Origin of the sequence: Bacillus sp. M13(2017) (assembly GCF_002218325.1) — a bacterium.
Taxonomy (GTDB): Bacteria; Bacillota; Bacilli; order Bacillales; family Bacillaceae_G; genus Bacillus_A; species Bacillus_A thuringiensis_K.
In genome coordinates, this window is the sequence record NZ_KZ268503.1 from 15,250 (window position 1) to 30,409 (window position 15,160).

A 15,160-nucleotide genomic window follows, 5' to 3' on the forward strand; every position below is an offset into this window, starting at 1 on the left:
ATTTATAATTAAAAACGGAATGAATTTTCATTCCTGGAAATTGAGGTGGAAAAATGGCTAAAAACAAACAAGAGGATATTTTTGATGCTGCAATACAACTTTTTGCAGAACGAGGTTATGATGGTACAACAATTCCCATGATTGCTGAAAAAGCAAAAGTAGGTGCAGGTACGATTTACCGTTATTTTGAAAATAAAGAAGCGCTTGTTAATTCTTTATTTACGAAAAGTGTTTTACAACTATCGGAATTAATAAAAAATGATTTCCCGGTCGATGCAAATATTCGTGAACAGTTTAGCCATACATACAACCGTTTATTTGAATTTGCGAGACAAAATGCAGATGCTTTTCTTTTTACAAATTCTCACTGTGATAGTTATTTTCTAGATGAACATAGCAATGAAATATTCGAGGACTTCATGGGTTTCTTCATGAACTTGATTGAAGATGGAATCGAAAAAGGTTTGCTTCGTCCATTACCACCAATTGCTTTAATTATTATTGTATATCAACCAATTGAAAAATTAATTAAAGTAATGGAAACAGGGCAGTTAGAATATACAGATGAATTGGTAAAGGAATTGGAAGAAAGCTGTTGGAATGCTATTAGAATCATTTGATTCTATAGCGTTATAAGGATAGGAATGAATATTCATTCCGATTTACCTAGTTTAATATAGTTAATTAATAATTTAATAGAATGATAGGAATGAACGTTCATTCCTATAAATTTTTTCAAAAGATTAGGAATGAATATTCATTCCACGTGTAAATTTCAAAACGGGAGATGATTCAAATGAGCAAGTTAAAAAGTTGGAGAAGTTTAACTTTTCTATTATGGATAGTTATTACTATTACAATGGTCGTAACGATGCCTAATATGGATAAATTAGTGAAAGAAAAAGGGAAAATTACAATCCCTAATACAAAGCAAAGCAGTATTGCTGACAAGATGATGAAAGAGATGGATAAAGAAGGGGTTGAAAAGTATGAAATTATAGCCGTTTTTAATAGTGGCAATAAGGCAGTTTTAACAGATGAACAAAAAAAGGAAATAACAAAAACAATCAACGCCCTGCGAAATGAAAAAGAGCAATTAGGAATTAAGGAAGTTGTTTCACATTTAGACAATAAAGACTTGGAGAAACAATTAGTTTCTAAAGATAATACGACTATTTTAACGCAAATATCGATAGATAAAAAACATGGTGAAATATCAAAAGTTTCAAATAATCTTCATGAAAAAGTGCAAACGAAAGGGGTAAAAACGTATTTAACAGGAAGTGACTTAATAGCGGGTGATTTTCTTAAATCCTCTCAAGAGGGAGTGAAAAAGACAGAAGTTATTTCAATCATTTTCATTCTTGTAGTATTAATCCTTGTATTCCGTTCACCAGTTGTTCCAATTGTTTCTCTTCTTACAGTTGGTATATCGTATTTAGTTTCAATGGGGATTATTGCCCAGCTTGTAGATCAATTTAATTTTCCATTCTCAAACTTTACACAAGTGTTCGTAGTCGTCGTCCTGTTTGGGGTAGGAACAGATTATAACATTTTATTATATACGAGGTTTAAAGAAGAATTAAGTAAACAAGAAAATGCATTTTTAACTACGAAAGAAACATTCAAATCAGCAGGTAAAACTGTATTATATAGCGGAATAGCGGTGCTAATTGGTTTTGCATCACTTGCGTTAGCAAGTTTTAAATTATATCAATCTACTTCAGCGGTAGCAATTGGTGTTTTAGTATTATTACTCGTATTAACGACTTTAAATCCATTTTTCATGGTGCTTTTAGGAAAAGGAATGTTTTATCCAGTTAAAACATTTAAAGGTCATGAGGATAGTCGCTTATGGGGATTCTTTGCGAAAAACTCAGTAGCAAGACCATTTGTCGCTTTAATCATCGTAGTCGTAATATCGATTCCTTTCGTATTAAAATACTCTAATACACTTAATTACAATGATTTATTTGAAGTGGATAATAAGTATGAATCCAAGATGGGTATTAACGTAATAGAGGATCATTTTCCGCCTGGTTTCTCTTCACCGAGTACATTAGTCATTCAATCTGATAAAAAGCTGGATGAAGGAACTTCTCTACAAATTTTAGACGAATTAACTGATAAAATTTCGAAAGTTAAAGGTGTGTCAGAAGTATATGCACCAACACGTCCAACTGGTGAGAAGATAAAAGAATTATATTTAAATAAGCAAGCGGGAGAATTGAATACAGGATTAGGGGATGCCGATGGTGGCATAAAGGAAATTAATGATGGATTAACAGATGCGAAAAATAAAATGGGAAGTAATGATTCAAATAGTCTTGCGAATGTTCAAAAATTAATTGATGGAACGAACGAGGCGAAAAACGGGGTATCAGCATTAGGAACAGCTTTACATCAATTATCAAATGGCATAAACGACGGTGAACAAGGAGCACAGCAAATTGAGAGTGGTTTAGCTTCAGTAAACGAAAATATAAATGTTCTATCTAATGCAACGTCGCAGCTGCATGCTGGTTATGCACAGTTAGAAAAAGGTTTAAACTCTTACGATCAATACTTCGGAAGTATTTCTCAAGCGATTGATGGTGCGAAAAAGGGATATGAACAAATTGAAATGTTAATGACCAATTTCGTTCAAACGAAACCAGAATTAGCGAATGATCCAAACATACAACAAACGATAGGAATTGCTAAAGAGGCTCAAAAGAAATTAAGCGTACTTTCAAATGAATTAAATCAATTAGCAACACAGCACAAAACGGCGATGAGTTCATTTAAAGAAGCGAATCAATCGTTACTGAAAGTGGATAACGGCTTAAAAGAAATGAGCAATGGAGTTAATAAGTTACAAAAGGGAGCAGCCGATCTTAAAAATGGATTAAATGAAGGTTCTTCAGGTTCAAAACAAATTGCAAATAAATCAGTTGAGTTACAGTCTGGATTAACGAAAATAAACGATGGGCAAGGACAACTTTTAACGGGCCTTAAAGATCTGCAAGAAAAGATGGGCCAATTACAATCCGGTTTATCTAAAAGTACAGAAGGGCTTGGAAAAGTAAGTAATGGCCTGCATGACGCACAGAAATATTTAGGGGAGCTCAATGAATCGAAAAGCTCTGAGAAGTTTTATATTCCAAAAGAAGTGCTAGAGGGAGAAGATTTCCAAAAAGCATTGAACACGTACATGTCACAGGATAGAAAAATTGCTAAAATGACTATCATTTTAGATGTAAATCCGTATTCAAAAGAAGCGATGCCAATTATTCAAGAAATTAATAAAACAATCGATGGCACTGTAAAAGGAACGGAATTACATGATGCGAAAACAGCAATTGGCGGAACAACAGCTAGAAACGTGGATTTAAAAGAAGTAACAGGGAAAGATTTCTTACGTACAGCTACGATTATGTTGATTGGCATTGCGATTGTATTAATCGTAATTACACGCTCATTACTAAACACAATATTTATTATTGGCTCATTACTATTGGCGTACTTTGCATCACTTGGTATAAGCGAACAAATTAGTGCACATGTATTACATGTAGAGTCATTAAGCTGGAATGTTCCATTCTTTAGCTTCATTATGATTGTCGCTTTAGGAGTGGATTATAGTATTTTCGTAATGATGCGCTATAACGAGATAGAAGGGGATTCGGTAACGAAAATTGTAACTGCATCTCGTCATATAGGAGGAGTTGTATTATCAGCTGCGCTAATTTTAGGCGGGACATTTGCAGCATTAATTCCATCAGGTGTATTAACACTTATACAAGTTGCATCAGTAGTTGGCGTTGCACTTCTTCTATTAGCTTTAATTGTGATGCCGATATTATTACCAGCGTTAATAGGGTTAACGAGTAAAATGAAGAGTTACAAAGAGAAAATAATAAATACGAAATAAGAAGAGACTGTAGGGAATGATTTCTCTACAGTTTTTTCGGTATATAATATTTCAGAAGAAAATGAATCCGATATATTACAGAATGAGCAGTGAAAGGTTATATGAGAAAGAGGTCGATGATATACATACAATAGCTAGGGGAATGGACAAAAACTATCCGATTTCATTGTAGAAAGGTAATCAACCGTTGCTATTCATCCAGCTTCTACTATATAATAGCTATAGTCTACAATAATTGAGTCGTAATATGCGATTTTTTAAGACAATCGGTGAGAAAACGCTGAAATAAGCGGTATTAGTAGGAGGACACAAATGATTACAGTAAGTAACGTTAGTTTGCGTTTCGCGGATCGCAAATTATTTGAAGATGTTAACATAAAATTCACGCCAGGTAACTGCTATGGTTTAATCGGAGCAAACGGTGCTGGTAAATCAACATTTCTAAAGATTTTATCTGGAGAAATTGAACCGTCAACAGGTGACATACATATTACGCCAGGTGAGCGTCTAGCAGTATTAAAACAGAACCACTTCGAATATGAAGAGTTCCCAGTATTAGAAACAGTAATTATGGGTCACACGCAACTTTACAAAGTAATGCAAGAGAAAAATGCTATTTACATGAAAGAAGACTTTAGTGATGAAGATGGTATGCGTGCTGCTGAACTTGAAGGTGAGTTCGCTGAGCTTAACGGTTGGGAAGCTGAGTCAGAAGCTGCAATCCTTCTTAAAGGTTTAGGTATTGGTGAAGATCTTCATGATAAGAAATTGTCAGAATTAACTGGGGCAGAGAAAGTAAAAGTATTACTTGCTCAAGCTTTATTCGGTCAACCTGACATTCTATTATTAGATGAGCCTACCAACCACTTGGACTTAAAAGCGATTCAATGGTTAGAAAACTTCTTAATGAACTTTGAAAACACAGTTATCGTAGTATCCCATGACCGTCACTTCTTAAATAAAGTATGTACGCACATGGCTGACCTTGATTTCGGTAAAATTCAGCTTTATGTTGGTAACTATGACTTCTGGTATGAGTCAAGCCAATTAGCTTTAAAATTAACACAAGATGCTAATAAGAAAAAAGAAGAGAAAGTAAAAGAGTTACAAAACTTCATTGCACGCTTTAGTTCAAACGCTTCTAAAGCGAAACAAGCAACTTCTCGTAAAAAATTATTAGACAAAATTACATTAGATGATATTAGACCGTCATCACGCCGTTACCCATTCGTTGGCTTCACACCTGAGCGTGAAGTAGGAAATGACTTATTAACTGTTGAAGGTCTTTCTAAAACAATTGATGGTGAAAAAGTGTTAGATAATGTGTACTTCACTTTAAATAAAGGTGATAAAGTTGCATTTATCGGCCGTAACGATATTGCAATGACAACATTATTTAAAATCCTTATGGGTGAAATGGAGCCGGATAGTGGTTCATTCAAATGGGGTGTTACAACCTCTCAATCTTACTTCCCAAGAGATAACTCTAAGTACTTTGAGAACAGTGATTACAACTTAGTTGAATGGTTACGTCAATTCTCTCCACAAGATGAGTCTGAAAGCTTCTTACGTGGTTTCTTAGGCCGTATGTTATTCTCAGGTGAAGAAGTTAAGAAGAACGTTTCTGTATTATCTGGAGGCGAAAAAGTTCGTTGTATGTTATCTAAAATGATGTTAAGTGGTGCGAACGTAATCACACTTGACGATCCAACGAACCATTTAGACCTTGAGTCAATCACAGCGTTAAACAACGGTTTAATCGCATTCAAAGGTACAATCTTATTCACATCTCATGACCATCAGTTCGTACAAACAATTGCAAACCGCATTATCGAAGTAACACCAAACGGTGTAATCGATAAAGAGGCTACTTATGATGAGTTCTTAGAAAATGAGGAACTTCAAAAACAAGTAGATGCAATGTACAAAGGTCAATAATATATAATGAAAAAACTCGCTCTAAAAAGAGCGAGTTTTTTTGTCGAGAAAACGTAACATCGCTGGGAGATCAAATGAATAATTATTCAAATATAATATCAATGAACATGAGAATTTTTTATGTATGGAAGGGATGTAATGAGTTTAAGATTTAAAGAGTTAGTTGAAGAAAGGAAATGTAAGTGGAGTAATATAATCAAATCGCATTATTTTATCATGTGAAATATGTACCAAATTTGGAGATAGAATAGTTTGCGAATGAGTTTATAAAGGTATATAGTATGGGGTGTCATAATTAGTGGATGAATCTTGGGAGAAAACAGGAAATGTTACAAATTTATTTTGTTAAATAGAAACCAAGGTCAAAATGTCTAGAAAGAAATAGTTGAATAAATACTAGCTTCAAATTATAATTACTAATATTCTTCATATAGTTAAATAAAGATAATCTATTTGAAGAAGAAAATTTGAATAGAGAGACAGACTTATAAAAAATAAGCCTTGGATGATTAAAAGAGGTGGAGAAATGAAACAGTTCTTATTAAAGAGCAAAAATGTGTTAAGCAATCATTTTGGATTCTTTCTGTTTGCCGTTATTTTATTTTGGCTCAAAACATATGCAGCTTATGTAACGGAATTTAATTTAGGAATTTCAAACACAATTCAAAAATTCTTGCTGTTTTTTAACCCGCTTAGTTCAGCAGTTCTATTTTTAGGACTTGCATTATTTGCAAAAGGGAAACGATCTTATATTTGGTTAATTGTTATCAACTTGTTATTGTCGATTCTTTTATACGCAAACGTAGTATATTATCGCTTTTTCAGTGACTTTATTACGTTCCCGACATTAACACAAACGAATAACTTTGGAGATTTAGGTGGTAGTATTGTTGCGTTGCTACATCTTTATGATCCGCTATACTTCTTAGATACAATTATTTTAATTGGATTAGTAGCAACGAAATTTGCAAATCCGAAACCAATTCGTGTTGCGAAGCATAAATTATCATTAGTATTTGTAGCAGGTATTTTATTATTCAGTGTTAACTTAGGTCTTGCAGAGTCTGACCGTCCTGAATTATTAACTAGAACGTTTGACCGTAATTATATTGTGAAATATTTAGGTGCATACAACTACACAATTTATGATGGAATTCAAAGTGCGAAAGCATCGACAGAACGAGCATTAGCTGATGGCGATAATATGACAGAAGTACGAAATTATTTAACATCAACTTATGCAAGTCCAAATCCTGAGTATTTCGGTAAAGGAAAGGGAATGAACGTAATTTACATTCATTTAGAGTCATTCCAAAACTTCTTAATTGATTACAAATTAAATGGTCAAGAAGTTACACCGTTCTTAAACTCATTTACAAAAGATGCGAATACACTATACTTTGATAACTTCTTCCATCAAACAGGACAAGGGAAAACATCTGATGCGGAGTTTATGTTAGAGAATTCAATGTTTGGTTTACCGCAAGGTTCTGTCTTTACAACGAAATCTCATAATACGTATCAATCAGCACCAGCTATTTTAGGACAACAAGGATACACATCAGCAGTATTCCACGGTAACTACAAAACATTCTGGAACCGTGACGATATTTATAAATCATTTGGTTTTAATAAATTCTTTGATGCGTCATACTATGATATGAATGAAAAAGACGTAGTAAACTACGGATTAAAAGATAAACCATTCTTTAATGAATCTATTCCGTTATTACAAACGTTGAAACAACCGTTCTATACAAAATTTATTACGTTATCAAACCATTTCCCTTATCCAATTGATAAGGCAGAAGCAACGATTGAACCAGCAACAACAGGTGATTCATCAGTAGATACGTACTTCCAAACAGCACGCTATTTAGACGAATCTGTAAAAGGCTTCATCGATTACTTGAAACAATCTGGTTTATATGATAACTCAATTATCGTTATGTACGGAGACCATTACGGTATTTCAGATAACCATAACGCAGCAATGTCAAAAGTAATGGGTAAAGAAATGAACTCATTTGAAAATGCACAGTTACAACGTGTACCTTTAATCGTTCGTGTACCAGGAGTGAAAGGTGGCGTACAACATCAATACGGTGGTGAAATTGACGTTCTTCCAACACTATTACACTTACTAGGTACAGATACAAAGAATTATGTTCAATTTGGTTCTGATTTATTATCACCAGATCATAAACAAGTCGTTGCGTTCCGTAACGGTAATTACGTAAGCCCAACAGTTACGGCACTAAACGGCAAATATTATGATACAACTACTGGAAAACCAGTAGAATTTACAGATGAAATAAAGAAAAATGAACAAATGGTTCAAAACTCACTAAAATACTCTGACCAAGTCGTAAATGGTGACTTATTACGATTCTACACACCGGAAGGATTTACTCCAGTAGACCGTTCGAAGTATAACTATAACAACCGTGATAAAAACAAAACGAAAGTAAAAACGACTCCGGAGGGGGAAGCTAAATAAATAATAAAAGGCGCTATTCATATGAATAGTGCCTTTTATTTGTAAATATACCATCATTATTAGACAGAACCAGCTTTTGCTTTTTGTTTTGCCTTTCCGAAGAAAACTACACCGACGATGATAATAATGATAAATGCCCATTTAACGAAAGGGTTACTTTCGAAAAATCCAGCGAACCATTTCTCATCTACAATCATTTTCGCGGCAGTATAAGCTAAAACGGCTGCTCCAATCGTAATGATGACAGGAAAACGATCTACCCATTTTAAAATCAATGTACTGCCCCATACAACTACAGGAATAGAAACTAATAGCCCAATGATTACTAAAGAAAAGTTACCATGGGCAGCTCCTGCAACAGCGAGTACATTATCAATGCCCATTAACGCATCAGCAATAATAATAGTTTTAATGGCAGACCAAAATCCTTCTTCTGCTTTAATATCATGATCTTTGCCTTCAGCGATTAATTTGTAAGCAATCCATATAAGGAGTACACCACCAATTAAAAGTAAACCAGGTATTTTTAATAACCAAACGACAACTAAGGTAGCGAGGGCTCTAATAGCGATTGCCCCGACTGTACCCCATATAATAACTTTCTTTTGTTGATCTTTCGGTAATCTTCTTGCTGCTAATCCAATTACGATGGCGTTATCTCCGGCTAACACTAAATCGATTACAATGATGGCCAGTAGGGCAGACAAATATTCAGGTGAAAGAAAATCCATATACATATCACTCCTTAAGAGTAATATGTGCTAAAGTGTTGATAATATAAAAAAAGGATTGAAATTGTATATTCAATCCTTTTTTTGTCTGTATTCTGATATGTATGTTTTTATTTTGAATAAGTCGCTTTTGTAGTTTTTTACTTATCGCGTTTCTTTCTTAAATTGATTCCAAGCTTCTTCAGTTTGTACTATAAATACGATCATATAATATCGACTTATTTAAACTAGGTTAAAGATAGCATGTGATATTTCAAAGTTAAATTTATTTGATAAAAGGGAAGGGACGTATAATATTGATATGGTGCAAGCGTGTATAGGTTTTCTCTATAAGGAAATTCTAAAAACGATAAAAAAGACTTGATAACCTACTAGAGGAAATCAAGTCTTTTCATTACATACGATTATCATGCCAGAAGTTTAATGGGAAGTGTTCGTTCTCATTATATGCTTCTAATTCATATCCTTTTTCTTTCAGTCCTTTAATAATTCCAGGAACTGCTTTTACTGATTGTGGATGAATATCATGCATAAGGATAACTTCTGTTGGATTTGTAGCACCATGTAACACGTTTTCTACAATTTTAGCAGATGCAGCATCAACTTGCATTTTGTTATATTTCCAGTCTAAAGAATCAATTGTCCAATCCCAAACTTTTAAGCCATTTTCTACAACTTTGTTGCGAAGAGCTTCGTTTAATCCTGGCATAGAGCCGTAAGATGGACGAGTTAATACTGGTGATTTACCTAAAACACCAGCGATTAAGCCTTGGTCTTCCTTCATTTCATCTACGTAATGACCTTCAGTGTAGAGTTTCTTGTAGTTATGAGTCATACTGTGCATCCCAACGTAGTGGCCTTCAGCATCTTCGCGTTTTACAAGATCAGGGAAAGCTTTTACGTTTGAACCAATTAGGAAGAATGTTGCTTTTGCATTTTCTTTCTTTAACATATCTAAAAGCTCAGCTGTGTATTTTCCAGGACCGTCATCAAATGTTAAATAAGCGACTTTTCTAACTTGCCCGTTATAATGTTTTGGCGCTTCTTTCGGAGCAAGAGATGTTTGAATCTCACTTACAAGTTGAACAGATTTTGCTTCATCCTCTGTACTAGCTAGAGCGGTATGTACTGATCCAAAAGCCGCTTCGTATGTGAATAATACCCCCGCACACACTAACATAGCCCTTTTTACTAAAGTTGTCATTCGAATTCCATTGTGCATAATTTTCCTTCTCTCTATAAAAGTTCTACTCTACTATATTAGCAATTATAGGTAGGGAAATGCAAAGAAACTTTTTTACAAGTGTAAAAAAGTTTAGCCAAATGTATGCAAGATTTTAAAGGAATGTCATTTTTAAAGAAATGTCACAAATAATTGGATAAATTGAATTATTAATTGGAAACAATATAAGGGATATTAATTTTAGGAGGTGTTTTAATTGAATTATAAAAAAATGTTTTCAATATTTATGACAAGCATATTTACAGTAGGATTATTAATTGGTTGTAATCCAGCTCCAAAAGACGAAAAGGAGCCAGATCCAACGGAGGAACCTTCTGAACAAAGACAGGAGGAAAAAAATGACAAACAAGATCCTGCTAAAGAAAAAAATAATGAATTAAACAAAAAGGATGAACAAGAACCAGACCCAACAGAAGAACCTTCTGAGGAACAAAAGAAGAAAAAAGAAAACGAGTAGTTGTAGTTTAATGAAATATGTAGCGTGATTTTGTAAAAAAGAATACTTTCTAACACATACAACCACTTTTCTTGTTTTATAAAAAGTGGTTGTATAAAATTGTATATGAATTTAAATATTTCGTGGATATAAATTTTGCTTTAATGCTACTTATTAATTCATATAGTTTGTAATGTTTATTTCCCCTAAAATGAAGCTTGAAATCAATATTAATCTTTCTTTACAAACTCTTCAATTATCATATTAAATTCACCTGTTAGTTTTATCAACAAACTTTATATTGTTACTGCCTTCCGTATCAAATACTTCATACAGCATAATTACCTCTCTCCTTAATTTAAACCTAATACCCTCCTGATGTGTAATAGTAGGTATGGTTGTGTTAAAGTTGTGACAAAAAATTAATTGATTCGTTTATTTTATGAAGATTTGTGCTTTCTTTTAACGATTAAAGTGTTAAATATATTAGAAAGTTTTAATAAAATTAAAAACTATTACCTTGGAAGTAGGAAATAAAAAATTTATAGGAATGAGACTAAAGTCTTAAAACCGAAAGAAGGCTAATCATACTTTCGTATCACTTCATTTTCGTTCTAATTATTGATTCGAATATTTGTATTTAGCCGACTATATAATGCATTTCATGGTGTGGTGGAAGATGCGAATGAAGCTGTACAAAGATTTGCTGATCGGTATATAAAGGCTCTGCAAGGAGAATTATTTCATACGTAATAGCTTATATTTCATCTCTACATTTATATAACTAGTTTTATATGAATTTTATACGAAAGACCTATTGTTTATTAACTAATAGGTCTTTCAACTTAGGAAGCTCACACTAATGAGGGATGTTAAAGGAAATATATGTAACCTATACTAATTACTATAAAGCTTTGGAAAATGAAAAGGAGGAGATTTGCATGAAGAATTGGGTTCAATTTAGAATTGCAAGACCAACAGATAAATTTGAAGAAGTGATAAGTTTTTATGAAACAGGATTAGGACTAAAACGTATAGGAGAATTTCACAATCACGAAGGATATGACGGGGTTATGTTTGGATTACCAGATGAAGAGTATCATTTGGAGTTTACTACACATGTTAATGGAAGTCCATGTCCAGCACCGACAAAAGATAATTTACTAGTTTTTTATATGCCTAATAAAGATGAAATTGAAAAGATAGTAAATCGATTAAGTAATATGGGCTATCATGAGGTGGAACCAGAAAACCCGTATTGGATAGAGAAAGGAACCACAATAGAGGATCCAGGTGGTTGGAGAATTGTGCTTATGAATGCATCTGAATAAAGAAACTATTATCATATGAAAAAGAGTGTAACAAAATGATTTATACAAAAATCCCTACAGCGTTTGTAGGGATTTCTATATAAGAAAATCTTATTGAGAGAGTTATTAAAATGTAGAAAGATTTTGGCTAAGAACAAATGTAATACACATAATTTATGAAGGAGGTATAAAAGTATGATAGTAAACCATTTTAAAGAGTTTTCTAAACATGTTGGAAATACACCTCTCATTAAAAATTCTTTCGTAGTTTATATCTTATTCTACGGAAAATTGTTACCATCAAAAAACTGTACATGTTAAATATACAGTTTTTTGATAGTGTAGTTGTGCAATGTTTAGAAATTTCACATACCGTATTTTAAAAATAAATATAGGTAAACCAAAAAGTAATGTAGAATATATCGTACATACATATATAGAGTCAACATAAAAGATAAAGAGGTGGGTATATGTTACTTGAGGAAGTAATGCAGCAACTAGAAGGATATGGAACAGAACAAAATCGAAAAACGTATAAAAACCACGGAGCGAAAGAGCCGTTATTTGGAGTTAGTTTTGCAAATTTAAAATTGTTAAAAAAGATGATAAAAAAAGATCACGATTTAGCAGTTGAATTGTGGGAAACGAAAAATATGGACGCGATGACATTAGCAACTTATATTTTAGACCCGAAGAAAATAACGACAGAGCAGCTTAATAGTTGGGTTCAGGATGTTGATTATTACTGTTTAATGGATGTTCTTATGACATCTATATGTACTTCGCCAATTGCAATAGAAAGAATGGAAGAGTGGACAAAGTCTAATGATGAATGGATTGGAAGAGCTGGCTGGTCTTTATTAGCAAATATAGCGATTAAAAATAAAACGTTACATGATGATTTCTTCTCTCCGTACTTAGAAGAGATTAAAGAAAATATACATAATGAAAAAAATAGAAAAAAAGAAGCGATGAATAGTGCTTTAATCGCAATAGGAATTCGTAATGAAGACTTAGAGCGACAAGCGATTGGAATTGCAAGTGAAATTGGAAAAGTAGAGGTTGATCACGGTGCAACATCATGTAAAACACCAGATGCAGAAAGCTATATAAAAAAAGCGAGAGAAAGAGCTAAAAAAAAGAAAGTGGAATAAGAAAAGAGGAGCGGTTATGAAACCAATCGAAGCAGCACAAAACATAATTACATCACAATTTCCGAATTGTGATGTAGCTTTACTCGGCGGAAGCGTTGCACGAGGAGAAGCGACGAAAACATCTGACCTTGATATTGTAATAGTTGACCACAGTTTAACTTCTTGTTATAGAGAATCTTTCTATAGTAATGGATGGCCTGTTGAGGTGTTTGTTCATAATTTTGAAACATATAAAACTTTTTTCAAAATGGATTGTGATCGAGGGAGACCGTCGTTACCACAATTAGTTTCAGAAGGGATTGCATTAAAAGGGGAACAGGAAATTGTTGAGAAATTAAAAAAAGAAGCGAATGATTTACTACATAAAGGACCAGCTAAATGGACCGAAGAAACGATTAAGCAGAAGCGATATTTTATTACGGATACTTTAGATGACTTTATTGGTGCAACGAAAAGAGAAGAAGAATTGTTTATAGCTAATTTATTAGCGGATTTAGTACATGAATATGTATTAAGAGTAAATGGTATGTGGCTTGGGAGTTCAAAATGGTTTATTAGAGTGCTAAGAAGATATGATGAGCAATATGCAAACAAATTTGTAGCGGCTTTTGATCATTTTTATAAAACGGGAGAGAACAATGAATGTACCATATGTTCAATTAAGAGAATTGACACTAGATGATGTAGAAGATCGCTATCAATGGTCATTAGATAGAAATGTAACAAAGCATTTAGTTGTACCAGATCAATATCCTCCGTTCACTCGTGGAGATACGAGAAACTGGATTGAAGCTTGTATAAGCCGAAAAAATGGTTATGAACAAAGGGCAATCGTTACTGAGACAGGTATACATATTGGATGGGTAGACCTTAAAAATTTTGATAAAACAAATAAAAATGCAGAACTAGGAATTGCGATTGGAAATAAAGACTATTGGGGTAAAGGATTTGGAATGGCAGCTCTAAACAGCATGTTACAAATAGGTTTTTCCCAGTTTGAATTGGAGAAAATTTGGTTACGTGTAGATGAAGATAATACACAAGCTAAAAAGAGTTATGAAAATGCCGGATTTGTATGCGAAGGGTTAATGAGAAATGATCGATTGAGACAGGGGAAGTTCATTCATCGCAATCGTTACAGTATATTAAAAGAAGAGTATGAATCAAAAAAAAGTAGCCTATAAAAATATTATGTAAATTAAAAAGGGGAAGATAAAATGATTCGATTACTTACAAAAGCGGATGCAAAACAATATTGGGAGTTACGTTTACAAGCATTACAAGTAAATCCAGAAGCATTTGTAACGACTTATGAAGAAGCAGTACGTCAAGAAAAACCTCTTGAACGCGTTGCTAGTAATCTTTCATCCAACAGTAGTTTTACATTTGGTGCTTTTAATAATGAAAATCGTTTAGTTGGGGTTGTTACTTTATTAACAGAAGAAAAGGACGCATATAAGCATAAAGGACATATCGTTGCGATGTATGTAGATACTGAAAATCGAAGAAGTGGTCTTGCACGTGATTTAATACGTAAAGCAATTGAAAGGGCAAAAGAGATGAAGCTAGAGCAATTCAATTTAGGGGTTGTGTCAACGAACGAACCAGCAAAACGATTATATGAATCAATGGGATTTAAAACGTACGGAATTGAAAAAAGGGCTATAAAAATGAATGGTGTGTATAGTGATGATGAACATATGGTGTTGTTCTTTTAAGAGAGAAAGTTTTGTATGAAAAAGGGGAAACTGCGACAATAAGATGGGAAATATGGCATATAGCAGATCATAAACGGTATCATCAAGCTCATATAAGTCGATTGAGGAAATTATACAGAGAATATAAACTACATATTCTTTAATTTTTGAATGAACGAACGCCTCTAAATAATAATTAAAGGAGGCGTTTGTTTTTATTCGTTCGCTTTTCTTCCCA

12 protein-coding genes and 2 pseudogenes are annotated in these 15,160 nt (G+C 33.3%); 12 read left to right on the forward strand and 2 right to left on the reverse strand.

Going from position 1 to position 15,160, the window contains the following annotated elements:
• The first annotated feature begins 53 nt into the window (after window positions 1-53).
• The 4 genes from CGQ22_RS11765 (at window position 54) to ltaS (ending at window position 8,351) form a co-directional block, all read left to right on the forward strand.
• Window positions 54-620, forward strand: a complete 567-nt coding sequence (locus tag CGQ22_RS11765) for a TetR/AcrR family transcriptional regulator (protein WP_001107290.1) — start codon at window positions 54-56, stop codon at window positions 618-620.
• A 176-nt stretch (window positions 621-796) separates the two neighbouring features.
• Complete coding sequence (locus CGQ22_RS11770) at window positions 797-3,913, forward strand: MMPL family transporter (RefSeq protein ID WP_139032768.1); 3,117 nt, start codon at window positions 797-799, stop codon at window positions 3,911-3,913.
• Between the two features lie 312 nt (window positions 3,914-4,225).
• Entirely contained in the window at window positions 4,226-5,851 is a 1,626-nt protein-coding gene (locus tag CGQ22_RS11775) for an ABC-F family ATP-binding cassette domain-containing protein (protein WP_000633864.1), read from the forward strand.
• Window positions 5,852-6,377: 526 nt separating this feature from the next.
• Window positions 6,378-8,351, forward strand: a complete 1,974-nt coding sequence (gene ltaS / locus CGQ22_RS11780) for a lipoteichoic acid synthase (RefSeq protein WP_000808745.1) — start codon at window positions 6,378-6,380, stop codon at window positions 8,349-8,351.
• A gap of 59 nt (window positions 8,352-8,410) precedes the next feature.
• On the opposite strand, the gene CGQ22_RS11785 is transcribed toward ltaS, so the two are convergent.
• Complete coding sequence (locus tag CGQ22_RS11785) at window positions 8,411-9,082, reverse strand: TerC family protein (protein WP_000346948.1); 672 nt, start codon at window positions 9,080-9,082, stop codon at window positions 8,411-8,413.
• A gap of 394 nt (window positions 9,083-9,476) precedes the next feature.
• Entirely contained in the window at window positions 9,477-10,304 is an 828-nt protein-coding gene (locus CGQ22_RS11790; RefSeq protein ID WP_000551445.1) for a peptidoglycan-N-acetylglucosamine deacetylase, read from the reverse strand.
• A 217-nt stretch (window positions 10,305-10,521) separates the two neighbouring features.
• Between CGQ22_RS11790 and CGQ22_RS11795 the strand changes: the two genes are divergently transcribed.
• From CGQ22_RS11795 to CGQ22_RS31405, 8 genes and pseudogenes are all read left to right on the forward strand, one after another.
• On the forward strand, window positions 10,522-10,782 hold the full coding sequence (locus tag CGQ22_RS11795; RefSeq protein ID WP_001106981.1) for a hypothetical protein: 261 nt from the start codon (window positions 10,522-10,524) through the stop codon (window positions 10,780-10,782).
• A 618-nt stretch (window positions 10,783-11,400) separates the two neighbouring features.
• Window positions 11,401-11,514, forward strand: a pseudogene (locus tag CGQ22_RS32900) (hypothetical protein); the annotation flags it as partial.
• 188 nt (window positions 11,515-11,702) lie between these two features.
• Window positions 11,703-12,092: a VOC family protein gene (locus tag CGQ22_RS11800; RefSeq protein ID WP_089148731.1), complete on the forward strand. Its 390-nt coding sequence runs from the start codon at window positions 11,703-11,705 to the stop codon at window positions 12,090-12,092.
• A 449-nt stretch (window positions 12,093-12,541) separates the two neighbouring features.
• Window positions 12,542-13,225: a DNA alkylation repair protein gene (locus CGQ22_RS11805; protein ID WP_000923463.1), complete on the forward strand. Its 684-nt coding sequence runs from the start codon at window positions 12,542-12,544 to the stop codon at window positions 13,223-13,225.
• Between the two features lie 16 nt (window positions 13,226-13,241).
• Window positions 13,242-13,907 (forward strand): nucleotidyltransferase domain-containing protein, encoded by a 666-nt coding sequence (locus CGQ22_RS11810; RefSeq protein ID WP_089148732.1) that lies wholly within the window; start codon window positions 13,242-13,244, stop codon window positions 13,905-13,907.
• Window positions 13,864-14,409 carry a GNAT family N-acetyltransferase gene (locus tag CGQ22_RS11815; protein WP_001102505.1) on the forward strand — a complete coding sequence of 182 codons (546 nt, stop codon included), beginning with the start codon at window positions 13,864-13,866 and terminating at the stop codon, window positions 14,407-14,409. The genes CGQ22_RS11810 and CGQ22_RS11815 overlap by 44 nt, the downstream gene beginning before the upstream one ends.
• A gap of 33 nt (window positions 14,410-14,442) precedes the next feature.
• Window positions 14,443-14,943, forward strand: a complete 501-nt coding sequence (locus CGQ22_RS11820; RefSeq protein WP_000620319.1) for a GNAT family N-acetyltransferase — start codon at window positions 14,443-14,445, stop codon at window positions 14,941-14,943.
• Window positions 14,940-15,086, forward strand: a pseudogene (locus CGQ22_RS31405) (DinB family protein); the annotation flags it as partial. The gene CGQ22_RS11820 and the pseudogene CGQ22_RS31405, both read left to right, overlap by 4 nt.
• Window positions 15,087-15,160: the final 74 nt, after the last annotated feature.

Bases quoted from the DNA above. Each gene is read 5' to 3' on its own strand.
- CGQ22_RS11820 (WP_000620319.1), top strand. From the start codon at position 14,443: ATGATTCGATTACTTACAAAAGCGGATGCAAAACAATATTGGGAGTTA.
- CGQ22_RS11805 (WP_000923463.1), top strand. From the start codon at position 12,542: ATGTTACTTGAGGAAGTAATGCAGCAACTAGAAGGATATGGAACAGAA.
- CGQ22_RS11770 (WP_139032768.1), top strand. From the start codon at position 797: ATGAGCAAGTTAAAAAGTTGGAGAAGTTTAACTTTTCTATTATGGATA.
- CGQ22_RS11775 (WP_000633864.1), top strand. From the start codon at position 4,226: ATGATTACAGTAAGTAACGTTAGTTTGCGTTTCGCGGATCGCAAATTA.
- CGQ22_RS11810 (WP_089148732.1), top strand. From the start codon at position 13,242: ATGAAACCAATCGAAGCAGCACAAAACATAATTACATCACAATTTCCG.
- CGQ22_RS11800 (WP_089148731.1), top strand. From the start codon at position 11,703: ATGAAGAATTGGGTTCAATTTAGAATTGCAAGACCAACAGATAAATTT.
- CGQ22_RS11785 (WP_000346948.1), bottom strand. From the start codon at position 9,082: ATGGATTTTCTTTCACCTGAATATTTGTCTGCCCTACTGGCCATCATT.
- ltaS (WP_000808745.1), top strand. From the start codon at position 6,378: ATGAAACAGTTCTTATTAAAGAGCAAAAATGTGTTAAGCAATCATTTT.
- CGQ22_RS11790 (WP_000551445.1), bottom strand. From the start codon at position 10,304: ATGCACAATGGAATTCGAATGACAACTTTAGTAAAAAGGGCTATGTTA.
- CGQ22_RS11815 (WP_001102505.1), top strand. From the start codon at position 13,864: ATGAATGTACCATATGTTCAATTAAGAGAATTGACACTAGATGATGTA.
- CGQ22_RS11765 (WP_001107290.1), top strand. From the start codon at position 54: ATGGCTAAAAACAAACAAGAGGATATTTTTGATGCTGCAATACAACTT.